Here is an 18,710-nt window from a genome sequence, read left to right as displayed (position 1 = left end):
TGTTTTCTGTCTTCCAGTTGACGCAAAATTGTTTTTACACTGTATTTTTGAGTTTCAATACACGCAACAAAAAGAGCGCTCCTCTGAGAAGAAACGCTCTTTTATTATGTCCTTTAGTTGTGAACAGCTCGTGCTCTCTTTTCAGTGAAAAGGAAAACAAATGACCTCGATTCGTTACTGTTAACCTTGCAATTTTAAATCATTGATCGTTTCATAATAGTTTGCGATTGCAGAATGATCCCTTTTTTCTAATCCGTAGGCTTTCAGTGATTGCATAATCTCCATTGCAGATGCTGTAAATGGTGTAGAAACATTACTATCATGTGAGGTGTCTAATGCATTTTGCAAGTCCTTGATATGCAATTCGATACGGAAACCAGGATCGAAGTTACCAGAAAAAATCTTTTCTGATTTTTGATCCATGACTGTGCTTCCTGCCAAACCTGTGCGAATGGCTTGATAAACTGCTTCAGGAGAAACACCTGCTTTTTTGGCTAGACAATAAGCTTCAGAAATAGCTGCGATGTTGATCGCTACAATCATTTGATTGGCTAGTTTCGTAATATTTCCAGCACCTACTTCACCGACTCGTGTCACAGAAGAAGCCATCGTCTTCAATAAAGCTTCATATTTCTCAAAAACTGCTTTTTCTCCGCCAACCATTACCGCGATCGTCCCATCAATGGCTTTTGGTTCTCCACCAGAGACAGGCGCATCAATAAAATGGACTCCTTGTTCTTTCAAACGAGCTGCAAAGTCTTGGCTGGCTTTTGGTGCAATTGAACTCATATCAATGACTGTTTTACCAGCTGACAAGCCTTCAGCGATCCCTCCAGGATTGAATAGTGCCGCTTCTACGTTTGGAGAATTCGGCAGCATCGTAATGATCACTTCTGCTGCTTCTGCCACCTTGGCGCCTGACTCGGCTGCAAGTGCACCAGCTGAAACAACTTCATCGATTGCGGATTGGTTAAAATCAAACACAATAACCTCATAGCCATTCTTTACTATATTTTTCACCATTGGTTTACCCATGATTCCTAAACCGACAAATCCTACTTTCATCAATACCATCTCCTACTTTCGTTGATTTAATAAATATGCTCGGATCGCGGTTTCTCCAGCGATCACCACATTTTCCTCTACTTGTGTCATTGCTTCTTGCAAACTCATTGGTCGATGGATAATTGGCAAAATAAGGTCAATTCCAGCGGCATAAGCTGCCGAAACCTCTTTCTCCCGACTACCGACCACAGCAATCACCGGTTTATGGTGCTTTTTGGCTAGCTCGGCAATTCCCACAGGAACTTTGCCATTCAGCGATTGCTGGTCAAGCTTGCCTTCGCCAGTTATGACGAGAGCAGCTTGGGCAATTTTCTTTTCAATTTCTACTAAATCTAAGATCGTTTCAATACCGTTGCACGTTTTGGCTTGGCAAAACACTTGCAATGCAGCCCCTAGACCGCCTGCTGCCCCTGCACCTGGTGCGTCAGCAATATCAATCTGCATCTCTTTTTTGATCACAGAGGCATAATGTTTCATCCACTGATCACAGGTTTTCGTTTGGTCAATCGGAATGCCTTTTTGAGGACCATAGATAGCAATGGCACCTTTTTCACCGACTAACGGATTCGTTACATCCGATAAAATATTGATTTTTACATCCTTTAATCGTGGATCGATTTTAGAAATATCTATCGAAGCAAGCTTTGCTAATCCAGCTAATCCTCTCGGGATGTCCTTTCCTTGATCGTCGTAAAAGGAGACCCCTAATGCTTTTGCCATTCCAGTCCCGCCATCACTCGTTGCACTGCCGCCTATGCCAAGGTAAATCTCTTTTGCGCCTTCATCGAGGGCAGCCAAAAGCAACTCCCCTACCCCGTAAGTCGAAGCGTTTAAGGCATTCTCAGCATTTTGCTCGATTAAAGTAATCCCGCTTGCTTCTGCCATTTCTAATACGACGATTTGATTAGGTAAAACACCATATTGCGCCTTCACAGGATTTCCCAATGGATTTTGAACAGTTATCCTTTTTCGTTTTCCTGCCAAGGCATCAACTAAAGCTTCGACTGTGCCTTCTCCACCATCGGCGACTGAAAATTTATCGATAGGACTATGGGGCAAAACCCGACGAATCCCTTTTTCTAACCACATTGAGATATCTTTACTGGAGGCACTTCCTTTGAAAGAATCTGCTGCAATCACAATTCGCTGTTCTTCCATGAATCCACCCCCTTTTCTATAGTTAGGCTTGATTATAAGAAACCCGCCTTCTTCATTTCATCAATCATCTTGTCTAAGACAACGCCCTTACTTGCTTCCGTCGGCAAAATCGAAGGTCCCACATTCAAGCCCATCAAGTTTGCCATATCTTTGGTAGCTGAAGGGAAACTTGCTGCATCTTGCGATAAACGGATCGGGTTCAGGGTAAATTGGTTCTTTAGCGCGCCTTGGAAATCACCAGATACGTACTGGTCATAAATACCGCAAACCAATTCAGGATAAATATTTGCCGTTGAACAGACACCGCCGACTGCTCCCATACAGAGTGAAGGATAAACAATGGTATCTTTTCCTGCAATCACTCGAAAGCCAACATCAGCATTCCGTCGAACCAGTTCGCTTAGGAAGGTCAAATCTCCGCTTGAATCTTTGATCCCTACGATATTCTCAACGGTATGCGCCAGCTTTTCGATCAATGGTTGACTCAGCGAATACCCAGCTCTTGCTGGATTGTTATACAAAAGCACCATCGTATCGGAAACCGCGTCTGCGATTGCTTTAAAATGATTGTACAGTGCTTCTTCTGTGGGTTTGATGAACATTGGGTGTAAAACGGAAATACCAGCGATCGGCAATTTTGCTGCCTGTTTGGCAAGCGCCACCGCATGTTTCGTACGTATTGGGCCCATCCCAAAGAAAACAGGTACTTTTCCAGCGGCTTCATCTAAAATGATTTCTGTTGCTGCAAGCATTTCATCATGTTCGAACATATAAAACTCACTATTACTGCCAAAAGCCAAAATGCCATGAACACCATGATCGATCACGTGCCGTACGATCTTTCGCAACTTAGTTTCACAAATCATTTCTTCTTCATTCACTGGCGTGAGTAAAGGAACAATGATCCCTTTAATCTTTTCTTTTTCCATTATGGTCAATCCTCTCACTCAAAGCTTCGATTAATTTGTATTCGCTCGATTACTCTCTGACTAAAGCTGGTTTCTTATTGTCAAATGTCCAGCCAGGAATCAAGTACTGCATGGCAATCGCATCATTGCGCGCCCCTAAGCCTTCTTTTAAATACAGTTGATGCGCCGCATCAAGCTTTTCTCGGTCAAGTTCCAGCCCAAGGCCATGGGAATTTCTAGGAATAGTAATTTCACCGTTTTTGATTTGATGCGGATTTTTGGTCAAGCCTTCGCCATCTTGCCAAATCCAGTGGGTATCTGCGGCATTTACTTCCCCAGGTGCTGCCGCTGCAGTATGAGCGACCATCGCCAAAGAAATATCAAAATGATTATTGGAATGCACACCCCAAGTCAAATCTAGGTCATGACATAACTGCGCCACACGCACACTGCCTTGCATCGTCCAAAAATGCGGATCTGCCAGCGGAATCGTCACACTATCTAAGCGAATCGCTGCTTTCATTTCTCGCCAATCCGTTGCTACCATATTCGTCGCCGTCGGCAATCCTGTTTTTCGGCGGAATTCTGCCATCGTTTCTCTACCAGAGAAGCGACCTTCTGCACCACAAGGATCTTCTACATACGCTAATACGCCGTGAAGGTCTTTGCAAAGCGCAATTGCATCATCTAGTAACCATCCGCCATTCGGATCAAGGGTAATCCGAGCATTGGGAAATTCTTTTTTCAACGCTTTGACGGTTTGTACTTCTTCTTGCCCTGATAACACGCCGCCTTTTAATTTAAAGTCCTCAAAACCATAGCGCTCATAGGCAGCTTTCGCTAACTTGACGATTGCTTCTGGGGTCATCGCTTCTTCACGACGTAGTGCTCCCCATGAATCATCGAGCGTATTGTCAGAAGCATAAGGCAAGTCTGTTTTGTTGCGATCTGCTACATAAAACAGATAACCTAAAAACTTCACTGATTCGCGCACTTGTCCTTCACCTAACAAAGCGGCAACGGGCACCTGCATGTGCTGTCCTAGTAAATCCAACAATGGCGCTTCAACAGCAGTCATAACATGAACCGTCGTTCGCAAATCAAATGTTTGGTTCCCGCGCCCACCAGCATCCAACTGCGCATAACGTTCGTGAATCTCTTTTACGATGTTTTTGTATTCGCCCAAAGTCCGACCCACAACTAATTCACGACAGTCTTCCAATGTCTGACGAATTTTCTCACCACCTGGCACTTCTCCTAAACCCGTATTACCCGTGTCATCAGTTAAAATAACGATATTTCTAGTAAAGAAAGGGCCATGGGCTCCACTTAGATTTAATAGCATACTGTCATGTCCTGCTACAGGGACAACTTCCATTTTTACGATTTTTGGAATCATCAAAATCTCTCCTAGTCAAATTGATAGTTTTTAATATACTGTTTCCCCAAAAAAGAATACAGAGTATCGAGTGCAGACTTTTCGTCGAAAAACAGTGAATTTCTGTGCTAAAGAACATTTTTAAATAAAGATCCCCAATAAGATCCCTACTAGCGTCCATGCTAAGCTGATTCCCCAGAATTTAAAGAAGGAATAACGCAAGAATTTTCGTACATTGGTTTCCCCTAAATCACAAGCCATAATGATTTGTGGTTGGGCAATCAGTGAAGCAAACGCACCAATATTAAAGAATAATGTCAAGGCAACAATATCTGGAGCAACGCCATATTCTCCTGCTAAAGCTGCAATGATCGGAATGAGCGCAAAAAACCAAGTATCGTTGGTAAACAACAGCATCAATGGTGTGCTAAAGATAGCGATCGCAATATGAACATAGGGACCAACAGCTGCGGGAATAATATTCACGAGAACTTGAACCATCGCATCCATCATGCCCGTTCCTTGCAAGATCCCCACGACAACCCCAGAAAGCAAAACGATGGGCGCAATCGGATATGTTTTTGAAGCATATTTGCTGATCAATTGATTTTGATCTTTGAAGTCCGGATAGTTCACGCACAAAGCGATGATCAAGCCAGCTGCGAAAATATAGTAAGAAGGCAGGTTTGAAAACGACAAAGCGATCACTAAGAGGATGGTCAAGATCAGATTGAACCAAAATAGCTTGGGACGAGCAAGCGGTCCATAGTTTTGTTCTTTCGCTAATGAATCAGCGATCCCTTCAAATTTTTCTCCATTTGCCATATGCTTTTTATGGACACCTAAACCTAAGAAATAACCAAGGATCATCGTTCCGATAAAGACAGTGATCCAAACAGGTAGTAAGGTGGTAAATAAGGTCATCGGTGCATTGGGTACATCTGGAAGCAGACTTGCAGCCCGTAAGATCCGTGCGTTCCATGGTGTGATCGATCCTAACATGATACCGACTGAGCAAAGAAAAACGAGTATCACCGGATCGATTTTCAACTTCTTAAATAGCGGCAAAAACAACGGGATCGCAATTAGATAGGTCGACATGACACTTCCATCTAATGTGGTGATCACCGAAATAAACACAGTCAAGCTGCAGAGAATCGGCGCTTTGATTTTTACTTTTTTCAAAAACTTGAATACCATAATATCGAAGACTGCTGCATCAGATATCAGAGAAAAATAAGGTAATGAAAACATGATCATCAAAAAGATGTCTCGTGTCATATCAAGACCGTCAGCGATATATCCTTCCGTCGCTGTCCAGCTTGCCCCGCTTAAGAAAGAAAATGCGACAGGTATCAATGCAAAACAGACAAGTATATTTATTTTATTTCTTAGTAATAAACCCGTGATCAATGTCATCATGACAAAGCCAAGAATAGCTAAATAGCTCATTTTTTATATCCCTCCGAATAATAGATCAGTCAAAGAGGAATATAGCTGAAACTTCAAGCAAAAATTTCAGCTATATCTCTGACATCAAGTAGTCCTTCAATAAATACCTTTAGCGCACAAAGCAAGGTTTTTTTGAGTCAAACTGCCAATCTTCAATAAAGTATTGCATCGCAATTGAATCATCACGATCACGGTATTTGGGGTCCATTGACTGGTACAATTGATGTGCTTCCAGCAATTTCTCCATATTGATTTCAATACCTAGGCCAGGTTTATCGGTGATTTTGATCACGCCATCTTGAATCAAGACAGTGTCATCGCAAAGTTCTTGTCCATCCTGCCAAATCCAGTGTGTATCGATTGGTGTAATATTTCCTGGTGCAGCTGCGGCACACTGTGCGAATGTTGCCAACGTAATATCAAAATGGTTATTGGAGTGAGAACCCCAAGTCAATCCCCAGTCATTCAAGATTTGGGCCATGCGAACACTTCCGTTTAATGTCCAGAAATGCGGATCAGCCAGAACGATATCTACTGCTTTTGAATTTAATGCATGATAAAATTGTCGCCAGTTGGTCGCAATCATATTTGTTGCCACTTGATGTCTCGTGGCTGTTTTGAATTCATTCATGATCTCACGACTTGAAAAACCTGCTTCAGGACCACATGGATCCTCCACATAAGAAATCGTGTCTAGTTTGTCTTTGCAAAGATCGATTGCCTCTGCTAACGACCAAGCACCATTAGGATCAATATTGATTCGCGCTTCTGGAAACGCCTCATGTAAAGCAACTACTGCTTCCATTTCCTCTGTTCCCTTCAGCACGCCACCTTTGACTTTGAAATTTTTGAACCCATAGCGTGCCTCAAGTGCTTTTGCTTGCTGCACCATTCCCTCTGGTGTTAAGGTTTCCTGTCTTCTAATGCGCTCCCACTCATCTTTGGGCTCTTCCTCTACGCGATAAGGCAGATCGGTTTTCCCTGCATCGGCGATATAAAACAAATACCCCAACACTTCAACTTCATTACGCTGCTGACCATCACCTAATAATGCACACATCGGTTTATTTAGAAACTTGCCAAGCAGATCCAGCATCGCACATTCAACCGCTGCCTCCGCTTGGACGACAAATTTCAGATTTTTTAAATCCAACCCTTGAAGTCCTTCCCCATCGTTTCCTTTCATCGCCGCTGCATTTTTGCGAATCGTTGTAATCACATTACGATAATTGGCAATTTCTTGACCCACGACAAAAGGAATGTAACTCTCCAGCATTTTGGTGATGTCTTCACCGCCATGGATCTCACCAATGCCTCTATTCCCAGTTTCGTCTTCTAATACAACAATATTCCTCGTAAAATAAGGTGCATGACACCCGCTTAAGGTAAGGGTCGGACTGTCATACCCAGCAATCGGAAACACCTGCATCTTTGTCACTTTTGGAGAACCATTTTTACTCATATTCATTCCACCTTCTCTATTATTTTTGGTTTGTTCAGTTTGAAGAAAAACATGCTTCGTAATCAAAACGCTTTACGTTTTTATAAATTGCTTCCTGTGCATACCACTAAACCCTTCTTCGCTCATTCTTGTTAGCAAAATCACAATCCTTTGGTCAGTAAATGTTTTTGAAGAATTCTGCTCATTTTCCGAGCAATCGAAACAAAAATCAGTTTCTAGAAAGAAGGGTCCGAAACACTAACTAGACTAAGGGAACTTCTGATATTTCTCGCACATTTCCAGTCATATGTCGAAAAAGCGTCAGCGTATGGAAGCGGTTTATGATTATTAACTTGCTCTAAGAATACAAATATTCTTCGCGAATAAAAAGGGTATGTGAGATAGTTATCCGCATCGTTTCTGCTTGATAAATGTTACAGAAACCATTTTAAGAATTCCAAAACAGCCAAATTTTTTCTGTAATCGGCGGGCTACAAGCGTAAAAACGGTAGGTCACCCCATCGAGAAAATAGCAAAAAAAACCGATAATGCCCTTGATGACCTCTTTCAGCAAAAAGAACTAAATTTTACTGAATCAGTCGATCAAAACACATGAACGGTTTTGTCGCTACTTTTTATTCTGTTTTCTGCTAACCCATGTCCCCATTGAATAATTATGTTTGTTTTTGCCCGTTGTAGACTTTTGTTATCTGTTGAAGGGACTTTTCCCCATTGATTTTTTTAGCGTCACATAGGTAACGATAGACAGTATGACTATCCCTAAGAAAATCAACCGATCATTCAAGACTTCATCCGTCTGCGGGAGAAGCTTCTGCTTATTATGGTTGGCACCATCACTTCTTGCCGAGCTGGAAGAGTGACTTGATCCACTATTATTTAGCAAACCTTCCAGTGTATTGCTTGTACTACTTTCACTACTTGGTTCCGTGCTGCTACTAGTGCTGCTTTCGCTACTTGGTTCCGTGCTACTGCTGGTGCTACTTTCACTACTTGGTTCCGTGCTACTACTTGTACTGCTTTCACTACTTGGTTCTGTGCTACTGCTGGTGCTACTTTCACTACTTGGTTCCGTGCTGCTACTAGTGCTGCTTTCACTACTTGGTTCCGTGCTGCTACTAGTGCTGCTTTCGCTACTTGGTTCCGTGCTGCTACTAGTGCTGCTTTCGCTACTTGGTTCTGTGCTACTGCTGGTGCTGCTTTCAGTACTTGGTTCCGTGCTATTGCTTGTACTACTTTCACTACTTGGTTCGGTAGTACTACTTGTACTGCTTTCACTACTTGGTTCCGTGCTACTGCTGGTGCTATTTTCACTACTTGGTTCGGTAGTACTACTTGTACTGCTTTCACTACTTGGTTCCGTGCTACTGCTGGTGCTATTTTCACTACTTGGTTCGGTAGTACTACTTGTACTGCTTTCACTACTTGGTTCCGTGCTACTGCTGGTGCTACTTTCACTACTTGGTTCCGTGCTACTGCTGGTGCTACTTTCACTACTTGGTTCCGTACTACTGCTGGTGCTGCTCTCACTACTTGGTTCCGTGCTGCTACTTGTACTACTTGTACTACTTTCACTACTTGGTTCCGTGCTGCTACTTGTACTACTTTCGCTACTTGGTTCCGTGCTGCTGGACTCTCCTGGTTCACCGGTTCCGCCACCACCGCCACCATAGCGTGGCGTATAGCCAGTAATACTGCTTGTTCTTGGCACATCATTGACCAAAGCATCAAGGATGCCCCGATTGGTATATTGTTCCAATGAACCATCCGTTTCTGTTTTGTAGGTAATGTAGATCCGTTCCTCTGTATCCCGCAAAGGAATTTCAAAGGAGCCGTCACTATTTAAAACGATCGGTACTTGCTCGACATACGTTGGGTTGGAAACGCTGGGTCCATAGACCACTCGAGCACTCGTACTGACTAGTGTCTGATGAGGACCTAAAAAGTCAATAAACGTTCCATCTTTGATCCTCACTTGGTCCGTGTCAAACGAGTTGATATACACTCGCCAATCAATGATCCGTTTGGGTTGTTGCGTACCTAAATACAGTCCTTGTTTGGTGAGTAAGGCACCCTCCCCTGAATCATCCACTGCTTGAATAAAAATAGGCACCGATTGCGTCCCATTTGCCGTTTCAAAGTTGATGTTGTTGATCTGGTTTTCTATCACGTCATCACTGAACTTTGTCCAAAAATAAAAGTCCCCATGTACATTGGTATTTTGTTCGACAAATTCCGTGAAAACAAAGGTCAGCTGATTGCCAACTTGGGTAACATTGACCACTAAGTTGTTATTTTCATCGTATAAAGCATACGTATTATTGACGCCTTCAATCTCAGCTGGCAAGGTGACGGTCGCTTTGTCACCTGCTTTTAAATCACCTAAGTCCTCCAAACTCCAGGTCATATCTATTTTAAAGGAATCATCCTTTTCAATACTTGTGATGACCTCGTTGTGGCTATTAACGATCGATACATTGGTGATCAGCTTGGCACCCACATCGGTTTCCCCATAAACAACCCGCATACCAGCAAAAACAGGAATCAACAGCAGCAAGACAGCAAATGCTTTTCCTAAACGTTTGATCATTGGTTTCCTCCCTTAAGTGATCGCTTAGCTAAACCCATCGGTCACAGCAATTACTGTACTCGACATGAATATTTTCATTAACAGTTGTCTTTTCGTTTCACGGTAAGAAAAATAGACTTCCAGTTGCCACATTCTTGCCGCGTATCCGCGACTGCCTAATAGAATCAGTGTTACCTAATTTTATCTGCTTTTCGGTGATTTACACAATTAAAACGCTTCATTGGTGAAAGAAAATAACAATGCAGCAAACAAAAAAAACAAATCCCAATCCGTGTTGATTGAAAGGGATTTGGCTAAAAAATAAATCACTCTGTCGGATCGGCGATTCGATCAATTTGCTGGAAGTACCGGTACTGACAAACAAAGTAAAAAACGATTTGGAAAATCAAAAAGAGACTAACGATCACACCATAGTATTGCCAAACAGGCAATTCTACTAAAATACGCAAAGCGGTCATTGCCACCGCAAAATGGATCATTGCCACGACTGTTGGCAAGAAGTACATCACTTGCAGCTGGCGTCTCAGAACGTTGTGACGCTCCTTGGGCGACACACCTAAAATATGCAAGGAACGATGATACGCACCATCTTTATCTAAATCTGCAAATAAACGGAAATAGATAATCGAAGCGGAGAAAATAAAGAAAACCGAACCTAGTAATACCGTGATCATTAAAATGATGCCATTTCCTTGACGATTTTCTTGGAAAACTTGGTATTTCGAGGTATAAGACGTACGCATCGGAATGTCTTTTGCCGCTTCTGACCACTCTTCATCTGTATAGTCACCTTTGGCTTCAAACTCCCGACTGAGTTCTTCGTATTGCTGATCGATCAAGGCATTTTCTTTATCTAACTTTCCATTGAAATCAGATACCAATTCAGGTGTTTCAGCCCATTCTGGATAGTCTAACCAAATAAAACCAGATTCTATATCATCGTTAGATTCTTGTAAGAGAGCTTGCCATTCCTCAAAGGTCTTATCTGTCACAACTGACAATCCAAAGTAATCCAGAGAAAGCATTGAGGGGCTGTGGACAATCGTAATATCCTTTTTTATACCGGTTTCTGAACCCAATTCAAGTGGATAGATACTTGTGCGTTCGTTCTCAGGGACTTCTAGAAGCTGTTTTCGACGTGAATAATTAGCACTAAGTGTCATTATTTGATTATCTGCAACGGAATCAGCTTCCTCACCGATTTGTTTCATCATTTTCTGATAGTCGCTTTCTCGCATAATTGAAAAGCCATTCGTCGTATAAAATGAATCATTCATAACTGCAGATTCATCAAGATTCGCATAGGCCCATAGTAAGGAAACACTATCCGTTACAGGTGAGTACCCTTTTTCTTCTATGGCAGTTTTAATTTCATTCATTTTCCCCTCAGAATGATCGAGGTCTTCTGGCCCAGACCACGGAAACACATAGGCTACACTGATTCCTTGGATTGAAGAAAAAGAAGAACTGCCGATCGCCAGCATCACGGAAATCCCAACGAATGCCACGGAGGTACTAATAGCGATCAAACTATACATCGCCGCATTGTCTCGCATGCGAAAGATCCATTCGCTGATAGTCAGCATCCGAGTCCCACGTAAGAAGGTCGGGCGTTTTTTTAATCGTTTCAACAGAAATACGCTGAACTGATGGAATGACAAAATCGTGCCTGCAACAGTCAACAAGACTCCTAGCATAAGTGGCAGCATTGAGTAGGTTTGGTAGCTAAAATAAAAGACCGATCCATAGCCAACTAGTAACAGCACAATTCCTGAAAATGCCAATGCCCAATGACTTTTTGGCTCAGGACGTGGTTTTTCATTTTCCTTGATCAATGAGATGATCTGTTCTCCTTGCAAGGCCCGAGTACTGAAAAAGGAGATCAAGAGGAAAATAAAGACATAGATCCCAAAGGTCAATCCTAAACCTTCCATAGGAACCATAAATTTCAGTCCTTCTGTTAAGTACATGACATTTTGCGCAATCAGCAGCAACAATTTCGTCACTAAAATCCCCAACCCAATACCGGTCACTGTGGCGCCGGCTCCTAAAAGGGCATTTTCGACAAACAAAATCTTTCGCAGATCTTTTTCTTCGATCCCCAAAATCAAGTAGATCGCCAGATCACGTTTGCGTCGTTTCAAAAAGACCACAAATGTATACCATAAAAACAACAGCGACAGTAAGGCGATCACCACGAGTGCGACGGATAGACCAACCTTAGCTAAGCTTGAAAGTGTATCGCTATTAGATAAGTTTTCTTCCAATTGCGGATGAAAGAGCAAAAGACTAAAGATATAAAACACCATCGCCGCAAAGGCGCTGCTGACGAAGTATGCTGCATAGGTTCGAAAATTCCCCTGCAGATTACGAATGATCAACTGTCTGAAATTCATGACGGCGACCTCCTAAATGTGCTAGGACTTCAAGAATTTTTTGATAAAATTGCTGTTGATCAGCACCACGATAGACTTCGTTATACAGCTTTCCGTCTTTGATGAAAACGACCCGATCAGAAAAGCTGGCGGAATACGGATCATGGGTGACCATCATAGTGGTGACTTTTCGCTGTTTGTTCATCTGACTTAGTATTTCCATGACATCTCGTGCTGCCTTGGAATCAAGATTACCCGTCGGTTCGTCTGCTAAAAGCAATTCTGGTTGATGGATCAAAGCTCTAGCAATCGCAACTCGCTGCTGCTCTCCACCGGAAAGCTGATAGATACGTTTGTCTTTTTTCTCATAGATCCCAAGTTCACGTAATAGCTGCTCCGAACGTTCTTTCATCTCAGGAACTGCCACCCGATCCAATGTCAGTGGTAAAATCACATTCTCAAGCACGCTCAATGGCGAAAGTAAATTGTAGTTTTGAAAAACAAAGCCTAGTTGCCGACGACGAAACTCCGCGAGTTTTTGCTTAGATAATTCTAGTGGCTGCTCTCCCTTGAGGATCACCGAACCTGAAGTCGGTTTATCCAATGTTGCCACCAAATTCAGCATGGTGGTCTTGCCACTGCCAGATGGACCCATAATGCTGATAAATTCTCCTTCTGGCACTTTGAGATCGATTTGTTGTAAAACCTCAACAGACACTTCCCCTGTATAGGTTTTCGATACATTTTTCAATTCTAGTAAAGCCATCATCTTCACTCCTTTGCTACCAGTTTAGCAGGCGACACCGCAATCAGTTATCGATTTCATGATAGAAAGCTTACAAAATTGTAAGAAAGCCTTCACCTCCGAAATGTTAAGGTAACCGTCGTGCCTTGATTCTCCTTAGAGGCAAGCGATACATCGATATCTAATTGCGTACTGATCGTTTCAACTAAATAAAGACCGATCCCAGTTGCCTCTCCTGTTTGCCGCCCATTCTGACCTGTATAAAAGGGGCGGAAAACCCGGGGGAGATCCGCTGCTGCAATCCCGCAGCCTTCATCTGCGATCGTTAAGCTTCTAGAAAAAGGATCGATCTCAAAATAGACTTTACTGTCTGGCTTTGAGTACTTGATGGCGTTGCTGATGAGTTGAAAGAGCAAAATACCTAGCCATTTTTTGTCTGTTGTCACCGTGATATCTGCTTCACTCATCAGCTTCGGATAGACTTCACTGCGAATAAAATTTCGCTTCTGGTCACCGATACTGTGTTTTAACAATTCCAACAATGAGGCTGATTCGATAACGAAGTCCTCCGTGAAATCTTCCAAGCGCACAAAATTCAGCGCAGTCGCCAAGCCACTTTTTAAGCGATCTGTTTCAGCCAAAAGATCATAGCTATCGACTTCTTCACTTTCAGCCATTAGCGCCAAAACTGAGACAGGTGTTTTCATTTGATGAACCCAGATATTCATGAAACGAATATGATTTTGATGGTGCTGATCTAATTCTGTCAGCCGCTCTTGCTCTTGCTGTTCATGGGCATCGAACTGCTTGCGCCATTGCTTGGAAAGGTAGCCATTGCTTCGGTGTGTCGCTCTTCCATGCTTGATATACTGATAAAACGCAGTATTGGAAAGGTAATCTACCAAATAAACAAGAACAATGAACAGCCCGAATAGAAGCAGACCATAACCAATTACGAGGTAATTTCGATAGCCATCCAACCAAATCACTAAAACGAACAATGAAATGGCTAGGAACGTAACGAGTAGTTTAGGTAAATGAACACTTGCATATGCTTTCATTCTTCCGTACCTATCACTGATAAGGCGTAGCCCTTTCCGCGAATCGTTTGGATCGGATCATTGATGCCCATTGCCGCCAGTTTTTTTCGCAAACGGCCGACATTGACAGAAAGCGTATTGTCATCAACGAAGCGCTCATCATCCCATAATAGATTTAAGATCCGTTCCCGTTTGACCATCTCTGGGTGTGCCGACATTAACAGGGTCAATAATTCTCCTTCTCGAACAGTCAGCCATTCACTGGATTCACGATAGACCATCTTCAATGCTTCGGGATAGTAGATCAATTCGCCAGCTTTCAAACTTCTCGCCCGATCAGACTGTGCATAATCCCCGTAGACTCTACGAATGTGGCTTTTTACTTTTGCCAGCAGCAAATCATAAGAAAAAGGTTTGACTAGATAATCATCCGCACCATATTCTAGAGCCATCACTTGATCCATATTGCCGTCACGGGCGGAGATGAAGAGAATTGGAACCAACGAACGTTCCCTGATTTTTTGGCACCAATAAAACCCATCATAATAAGGTAGATTGACATCCAACAAAACCAAATCAGGTTGGATCATCAAGAATTCATCTAAAACCGCAGCGAAATTTTCTGGAACAAAGGTTTGATACGCATAGCGGGATAATTGATTTTCCATCATTTTGACTAACGATTTATCATCTTCGACCACGAATATTTTCATAGAAATCCTCCTGTTTTCTCTAAAGTTTACCAAAACTGCGTGAAAAAAACTGCAAAATTCCAGCTTTTTTAAAAAAAGTGTACTTATTTATTGTAAGCAAAATTATTTTATAGTATACTACGTTTTGTGATTAAAACTTACTTAAAGTAAAGGTGGAAAAAAATGAAAAATATTTTAGTTGTTAAAGCCAATAACCGTCCTGATGGAGTATCTGCAAAAATGTTTGATACGTTCGTTGAAAATCTTGATACCAACAATGTGGACGTTGTAACCTTTGATGTGTACGCACAACCAATGCCTTATATCGGTCAAACGTTATTTGAAGCATTTGGCAAACTTTCACAAGAACAAGAATTAAACCAAGAAGAACAAGAATTGATGACTGTCCGTCAAGACGTGATGAACAAATTCGCAGCAGCGGATACCATCGTTTTCGCTTTCCCAATGTGGAACTTAACGATTCCTGCTGCCTTGCACACATTCATCGACTATATCTTCCAAGCTGGCTTTACTTTTTCTTATAACGAAGATGGTTCAATGAACCAATTATTGAAAGACAAAGAAATCGTTCTATTGAATGCCCGTGGTGGTGTTTACTCAGGCGAAATGAGCGCAATGGAAAACGCTGTAACCTTTATGGAAAAAGTTTTCGGTGGTATGTTCGGCATGAACATCACAGAAGAAGTAATCATTGAAGGCCACAATGCAGATCCTTCTAAAACAGCAGAAATCATTGCTGAAGGTTTAGAACGCGTAGCAGCTGCTGCGAAAAAATTCTAATCATTGCTATCAATCAACTCCTCAACAAAGCGCTATTGCTTGTTGAGGAGTTTTTTTATCCAAAAACGTAGCTCGTCCATGGGATCGATAAAATAAAGAAGCCCCTTAGAACACAGCGGTCTATGTAGTGACCCCAAAAAGTTAGACTTTTATGGAGTGGAGAAATTCACTCCTTTTTTGTACGATAAGATTAACTGTTAGACAGCTGTTTTTACAGCTTCTCGAAACTGAACCGGACTTCGCCAATTTAATTTCTTTTTGATGCGTTTATGGTTGTAATAATAGATATATTGGTCAATTTTTGTTTTCAATTCATCTAAACTCCGATAGACTTCTCCATGAAAAATCTCTTGCTTTAATAAACCAAAGAAGTTTTCCATAGGTGAGTTATCTAAACAATTCCCTTTACGAGACATACTCTGGAAGATTTTATGTTGCTTCAATTTATTCTTATAAGCATTCATTTGATAGGCCCATCCTTGATCTGAATGGAAGGTTCTACGAAATGGACAATCATTTGTCATCTGGATTGCTTCTTCTAATCCTTCCATTATGGCTAGTGCGTTTGGTTTTTCAGAAATCCGATAAGATAGAATTTCACTATTGTAGAAATCCATGAAAGGATCTAAATACAGCTTTTTCTGACGAACGACACCTGTGGTGTCTACTTCATAATACTTAAACTCTGTGGTATCAGTTGTAATTTTTTGGTGACAGATATTTGTATAAAACCGACGATGAATACGATTTTTGGCGACAGTACCAACCTTCCCACGATAAGAATTGTACCGTCGAGATTTTCTAGTGTAAGACTTTACTTCGATACCTAGTTTTTTTATCAGACGTTGAATCTTCTTTTTATTGACATGAATCCCTTGATTCTCTAATTCTTTTTTTAGTCGCAGACAGCCATAGTCTTTATGCTCTTTGCGAATTTCAAGCATTTTTTCTTCAATTTCTTGGTCTGGGTTTGGTCTGTCAAACCGTTTCTGCCAATACATATAGGTTGCTTTAGGAAATTTCAATGTTTCAAGAAGCTCAACTAGTTTGAATGATCCTCGGAGGCTGGCGATGATTCGTGCGATTGATTCTTGCGTCTTTGCTGGGCTTCCTGTTTTCGCAGCTTCCTCAACTCTTTTAAAAAGGCATTCTCAATTTGAAGGGATCGGACTTGCTTTTCTAATGCCTTGATACGCTCGCGTTCTTCAGTTGTTGTATTTTCTTTTTTGTTTTCTTTTTTTCTAGTCAAAGTAAGTGGTCGCCCTTTCTCTTTTGAGAGCCCCTCAATACCTGCTTCTCTGAAATTACGCATCCAATTGGCAATAAGCGCAGGGTTGTTCATTTCTAAAGTGCTAGCAACTTCTCGATAGGACATCTCACTTGTTTGATATAACTCTAGCGCATTTAACTTAAATTGAACAGAATATTTCTGATTTTGATGCTTTCTCAATAGACCTTCCTCTCCGTATTCACGATAGGCATTCACCCAATTACTTACTTGAGACTTGCTTGAAATACCGTATTTGTTGGCAAGATACCGATATCCGCCCACGCCACTAAGATATTCTTTAACGATTTTTAGTTTTAATTCAAAAGGATATTTTGCCATACAAATAACGACCCCCAAAAGTTAGATTTTTTGGTCTAACTTTTGGGGGTCGCTTCACTAAGGGGACTCTTTTTATTTTGATGCTTTCCAATCAACAGGCAACAGCTCTTCTAGCGTCATGATTTTTCCTGCTGCGATCATGACCTGCGTGTTATGGTTGGCAGGATCCAGCTGGCTGATGAATTCACGGCAACGACCACAAGGTGGGATCGGCTCACCTACCGAATTGATTGCAACCATCTGTAACACCCGCTGCTGACCATCAGTGATCATTTGCGCAGCCGCAGCCTGTTCGGCGCAAAAACCCATAGAACAGCTGGTATCGATACAGATCCCTGTATAAATCTGTCCATCTGCAGTAGCCAGAGCTGCCGCGACACTCCCTGCTTCTACAAATTGAGAGAGCTGTCTGAATCCCAGTTTTTGCTTCGCGGCATCGATCAGCAACTGAAAGTCCATTTTTCTTCCTCCAATAATAAGCTGGCTCATGGTTAAATGAACCGTTTAAGCACCCGCCATGATTTTCGTCAATAGCTCAGGATCAAAGGTCTTTTCCCGCAGCATCGCGATTTCATAGCCATAAGGGGCTTTTTTATTCTTTTTGTCTTCGCCAACATAGGGTGTTTCCAAAATTTTCGGTAACGCTGATAATTGCTCATGATGAACGATCTTATTCAAGGCTTCAAAGCCGATCGTGCCAAAACCAATATTCGCATGTCGGTCTTTGTGGCTGCCCTGTGGATTTTTTGAATCATTGACATGGATGACCTTCAAGCGATCCAACCCGATGATTTTGTCAAACTCGTTTAACACGCCGTCAAAGTCTTCTTTGACATTGTAGCCAGCATCGTTCGTGTGACAAGTATCTAGTGTAACGGATAATTTTTCATTTAAGGTGACACCATCGATAATTGCTGCCAATTCTTCAAAGCTGCGACCAATCTCGGTGCCTTTACCTGCCATTGTTTCTAATGCGATCTGGGCAGTTTGATTTTTTTCAAGGACCTCGTTCAAGCCTTTAATGATCTGCTTGATCCCAGCTTCTGGTCCTGCACCGACATGGGCACCGGGGTGCAATGTGATTTGAGTTGCACCTAAAGCTTGGGCTCGTTGGATTTCTTCTTGTAAGAACGAAACAGCAAAGCCAAAGTTTTCTGGTTTGATGGTATTGCCTAAATTAATGATGTACGGGGCATGGACGACGATATTCGAAATTCCTTTTTCCGTCATAAAATCTTGTCCAGCTGCGATCTGCATCTCTTCGATCGGTTTGCGCCGCGTGTTTTGCGGAGCTCCGGTATAGATCATAAACGTAGTAGCTTGATAGCTAGCTGCCTCTTCTGCTGCTCCTAAAAGCATTTTTTTGCCGCTCATTGAAACGTGTGAACCAATCAACATTTTTCTTTTCCTCCTAAATCTAGTCTTCTCTATTATCGAT

The 18,710-nt window shown here is 42.0% G+C and carries 16 protein-coding genes; 1 reads left to right on the top strand and 15 read right to left on the bottom strand.

Annotation, left to right across the window (positions count from 1 at the left end):
- Nucleotides 1-180: 180 nt before the first annotated feature.
- The 11 genes from garR to IGJ44_RS06910 all read right to left on the bottom strand — a co-directional run bounded on the left by garR (nt 181) and on the right by IGJ44_RS06910 (nt 14,883).
- Entirely contained in the window at nt 181-1,065 is an 885-nt protein-coding gene (garR, locus tag IGJ44_RS06960) for a 2-hydroxy-3-oxopropionate reductase (RefSeq protein ID WP_074535714.1), read from the bottom strand.
- Between the two features lie 12 nt (nt 1,066-1,077).
- Nucleotides 1,078-2,223, bottom strand: a complete 1,146-nt coding sequence (locus IGJ44_RS06955; protein ID WP_074535712.1) for a glycerate kinase — start codon at nt 2,221-2,223, stop codon at nt 1,078-1,080.
- 32 nt (nt 2,224-2,255) lie between these two features.
- Entirely contained in the window at nt 2,256-3,152 is an 897-nt protein-coding gene (locus IGJ44_RS06950) for a dihydrodipicolinate synthase family protein (RefSeq protein ID WP_074535710.1), read from the bottom strand.
- A gap of 49 nt (nt 3,153-3,201) precedes the next feature.
- Nucleotides 3,202-4,530 carry an enolase C-terminal domain-like protein gene (locus tag IGJ44_RS06945; RefSeq protein ID WP_175445283.1) on the bottom strand — a complete coding sequence of 443 codons (1,329 nt, stop codon included), beginning with the start codon at nt 4,528-4,530 and terminating at the stop codon, nt 3,202-3,204.
- Between the two features lie 120 nt (nt 4,531-4,650).
- Complete coding sequence (locus IGJ44_RS06940) at nt 4,651-5,961, bottom strand: SLC13 family permease (RefSeq protein ID WP_010748022.1); 1,311 nt, start codon at nt 5,959-5,961, stop codon at nt 4,651-4,653.
- A gap of 109 nt (nt 5,962-6,070) precedes the next feature.
- Entirely contained in the window at nt 6,071-7,423 is a 1,353-nt protein-coding gene (locus tag IGJ44_RS06935) for an enolase C-terminal domain-like protein (RefSeq protein WP_074535706.1), read from the bottom strand.
- A gap of 685 nt (nt 7,424-8,108) precedes the next feature.
- Nucleotides 8,109-10,010, bottom strand: a complete 1,902-nt coding sequence (locus tag IGJ44_RS06930; RefSeq protein ID WP_430606482.1) for an Ig-like domain-containing protein — start codon at nt 10,008-10,010, stop codon at nt 8,109-8,111.
- 305 nt (nt 10,011-10,315) lie between these two features.
- On the bottom strand, nt 10,316-12,406 hold the full coding sequence (locus IGJ44_RS06925; RefSeq protein ID WP_074535704.1) for an ABC transporter permease: 2,091 nt from the start codon (nt 12,404-12,406) through the stop codon (nt 10,316-10,318).
- On the bottom strand, nt 12,378-13,154 hold the full coding sequence (locus tag IGJ44_RS06920) for an ABC transporter ATP-binding protein (RefSeq protein WP_016610278.1): 777 nt from the start codon (nt 13,152-13,154) through the stop codon (nt 12,378-12,380). The genes IGJ44_RS06925 and IGJ44_RS06920 overlap by 29 nt, the downstream gene beginning before the upstream one ends.
- 89 nt (nt 13,155-13,243) lie before the next feature.
- A complete protein-coding gene (locus tag IGJ44_RS06915; protein WP_154694402.1) occupies nt 13,244-14,191 on the bottom strand; it encodes a sensor histidine kinase in 948 nt (315 codons plus the stop codon).
- A complete protein-coding gene (locus IGJ44_RS06910) occupies nt 14,188-14,883 on the bottom strand; it encodes a response regulator transcription factor (protein WP_167827428.1) in 696 nt (231 codons plus the stop codon). The genes IGJ44_RS06915 and IGJ44_RS06910 overlap by 4 nt, the downstream gene beginning before the upstream one ends.
- A gap of 162 nt (nt 14,884-15,045) precedes the next feature.
- Here IGJ44_RS06910 and IGJ44_RS06905 point away from each other — a divergent pair, with 162 nt between their 5' ends.
- Nucleotides 15,046-15,663, top strand: coding sequence for an FMN-dependent NADH-azoreductase (locus IGJ44_RS06905; protein ID WP_005225804.1), 618 nt, complete (start codon nt 15,046-15,048; stop codon nt 15,661-15,663).
- A gap of 197 nt (nt 15,664-15,860) precedes the next feature.
- Here IGJ44_RS06905 and IGJ44_RS06900 read toward each other — a convergent pair whose 3' ends face one another.
- From IGJ44_RS06900 to IGJ44_RS06885, 4 genes are all read right to left on the bottom strand, one after another.
- Nucleotides 15,861-16,736 (bottom strand): IS3 family transposase, encoded by an 876-nt coding sequence (locus IGJ44_RS06900; RefSeq protein ID WP_317726542.1) that lies wholly within the window; start codon nt 16,734-16,736, stop codon nt 15,861-15,863.
- Nucleotides 16,706-17,272, bottom strand: coding sequence for a helix-turn-helix domain-containing protein (locus IGJ44_RS06895; protein ID WP_016249831.1), 567 nt, complete (start codon nt 17,270-17,272; stop codon nt 16,706-16,708). The genes IGJ44_RS06900 and IGJ44_RS06895 overlap by 31 nt, the downstream gene beginning before the upstream one ends.
- Nucleotides 17,273-17,344: 72 nt before the next feature.
- A complete protein-coding gene (locus tag IGJ44_RS06890; RefSeq protein ID WP_074535701.1) occupies nt 17,345-17,731 on the bottom strand; it encodes a cytidine deaminase family protein in 387 nt (128 codons plus the stop codon).
- A gap of 45 nt (nt 17,732-17,776) precedes the next feature.
- Nucleotides 17,777-18,670 (bottom strand): deoxyribonuclease IV, encoded by an 894-nt coding sequence (locus tag IGJ44_RS06885; RefSeq protein ID WP_005225802.1) that lies wholly within the window; start codon nt 18,668-18,670, stop codon nt 17,777-17,779.
- Nucleotides 18,671-18,710: the final 40 nt, after the last annotated feature.

The organism is Enterococcus sp. DIV1368d, assembly GCF_050542975.1.
GTDB lineage: Bacteria > Bacillota > Bacilli > Lactobacillales > Enterococcaceae > Enterococcus_D > Enterococcus_D casseliflavus.
This window is presented reverse-complemented; position numbering and strand designations above follow the sequence as displayed.